Below are 1946 nucleotides of genomic sequence, written 5' to 3'. Positions count from 1 at the left end.
AGGATGTTGGCTGTGTTACAGTTATGCCACTAGGCTCACCGATCGGCTCTGGACAGGGCATTCGCAATGCTGATAACATCCGCATCATTATCGAAAATGCTGGCGTGCCTGTTGTGGTAGACGCTGGCATTGGTACCCCTAGTGAAGCTGCGCAAGCCATGGAACTAGGAGCTGATGCACTCCTAATCAATACAGCGATCGCCCAAGCCCAAAATCCCCCAGCTATGGCAAAAGCGATGGCTTTGGCAACTGAGGCAGGGCGACTTGCTTATCTGTCAGGCCGCATTCCTGTCAAGCCCTATGCATCCGCTAGTTCACCACTGACAGGAACCATCAGTAACTCTTAGTTGCTACTACCATAACCATAGGATTTTGTTCATACAGCTAAGAGTTCGTAGTGAGGACTCTAGTCCTCGCAGGAGCCTTATTAACTCAAGACGGCTATGTTCTAAACCTCTAGGCAGCAACCTGAGGTCCTGTCCAGTTGCTGATAATGCTTTGACCAAATACAAGGGGACGATCGTCAGGGGCAGCCACTGTCTGTCCTTGGCTATCTACAGTCCAAAGTTGCCATTGATCCTCTCCCAAGTTTCCTGCTCGGAACAGCACCCGATCAGGATGAAGCTCACTCCAACCCAACAACACAGCAGTTGTATAGGTAATGTGGTTAGGCACAAATGTTCTCACTCGGTTTATAGATCGATCCCACACGATTGCGCAATCCGATGCCATACTAGAGCCAAATATCCCTTCAAACTCTCGTGCCAAGATGCGATCGCTCTGTTCTGACCAAGCTACAGGAATCAAAATAGCGATCGTTCCTAGTCGATAGTCGTAGTCAGTACTATGACCAAACTGCTCTATCAATGACGACGAGGTCGTAATAATCCGCAAGTCACCAGTTTTCAGATGTTCTAAGTACAGCACACTGCTAACCCGACTGCGCGTAAAGTCAGGCTGAGCTTGGAGTTGAATTCGGCTGTAGACAGCATATCGACGATCAGGTGAAATCAATGACTGTGAGCGGTAATATCGCGTACCTGCACGATTTTCTTGGCTCACTTCTGCAAGATTTGCCATGACCCAGCTCCAAGGAATGGGGTAGGGACTGCATAGAGGATCGTACTGTACGGGTGGTACTTGCATGGCCTTGGCTACTAATAAGATGACAAACAGCAATCACAAACAGACTGACTCAATCCTCCTTTGCTTCTCAGGCTGCCGTGTACTAGTCTGTGAACAGCTATGCTACGTTGCTCCAAGGGATGGAACAAACTGGACAACATGGCAACTGCTACAAGACCCAACTAGAAATTACGTTTCAAGCCTAGCCCAGGGTCACAACTACCACAGTTGGAAACTAGTTAATGGTTAGCACCTTCTCGCTGCAGCAATAACTACACCTAGTCCAAAAGTAACGTCATAGTTTTGGAGTTGAGTAGTTAAGAAACACCAGGTCTAACGTACTAGACTCTATCGTTTGATAGCAGCAACTCATGTCAAGCTAGGTACGAATTTCCAATCCAATCAGACAGGTAACCAACGACAGAAGTGGCTACCAAAATTACACGGAATGCTAAGAATACTTATCACAAGCATAACAACTGAATCCGGTTGGAAATAGAAAATGTGCAGTTTTTTTGACATTTTGCAGAAATCAATATCTGAACGCATCAATAGTTACCAAGCATCTCCACACTTGGGCAAAACTCCCTAGGGTTACAACCATCAACCAGGGTTAGGATTATGGTAACGGGTGTCTGGCTCTAGTAAGGTAACGAACATCTGGCTCTGGTGTAGTTGTGTTAGTTGTGTCGTAGGTGGAATAGCCCAATATGAAACGATGGTGGTGCTTGACCTGGGTATTGCCCCTGGCCATATGGTTATGGCTGGGTACGGCAAGTCTATCTGCTACGGCTCAAGCAATTAGCGCCAGTGATAGTGTG

At 47.2% G+C, this 1946-nt stretch carries 2 protein-coding genes; one reads left to right on the top strand and one right to left on the bottom strand.

Going from position 1 to position 1946, the window contains the following annotated elements; all coding sequences use genetic code 11:
* On the top strand, window positions 1-347 hold a 347-nt coding region (locus NZ772_18155), incomplete at its 5' end, for a HisA/HisF-related TIM barrel protein (protein ID MCS6815479.1).
* 109 nt (window positions 348-456) lie between these two features.
* Here NZ772_18155 and NZ772_18150 read toward each other — a convergent pair.
* Entirely contained in the window at window positions 457-1080 is a 624-nt protein-coding gene (locus tag NZ772_18150; GenBank protein ID MCS6815478.1) for a hypothetical protein, read from the bottom strand.
* Window positions 1081-1946 lie beyond the last annotated feature (866 nt).

It is taken from the genome of Cyanobacteriota bacterium, assembly GCA_025054735.1.
Taxonomy (GTDB): domain Bacteria; phylum Cyanobacteriota; class Cyanobacteriia; order SKYG9; family SKYG9; genus SKYG9.
Note: the sequence above shows the minus strand (reverse complement) of the source record. Positions and strands in the feature narration are given on the sequence as shown.

Coding starts and splice junctions, on each gene's coding strand:
- NZ772_18150 (MCS6815478.1), bottom strand. CDS start 1,080: ATGGCAAATCTTGCAGAAGTGAGCCAAGAAAATCGTGCAGGTACGCGA.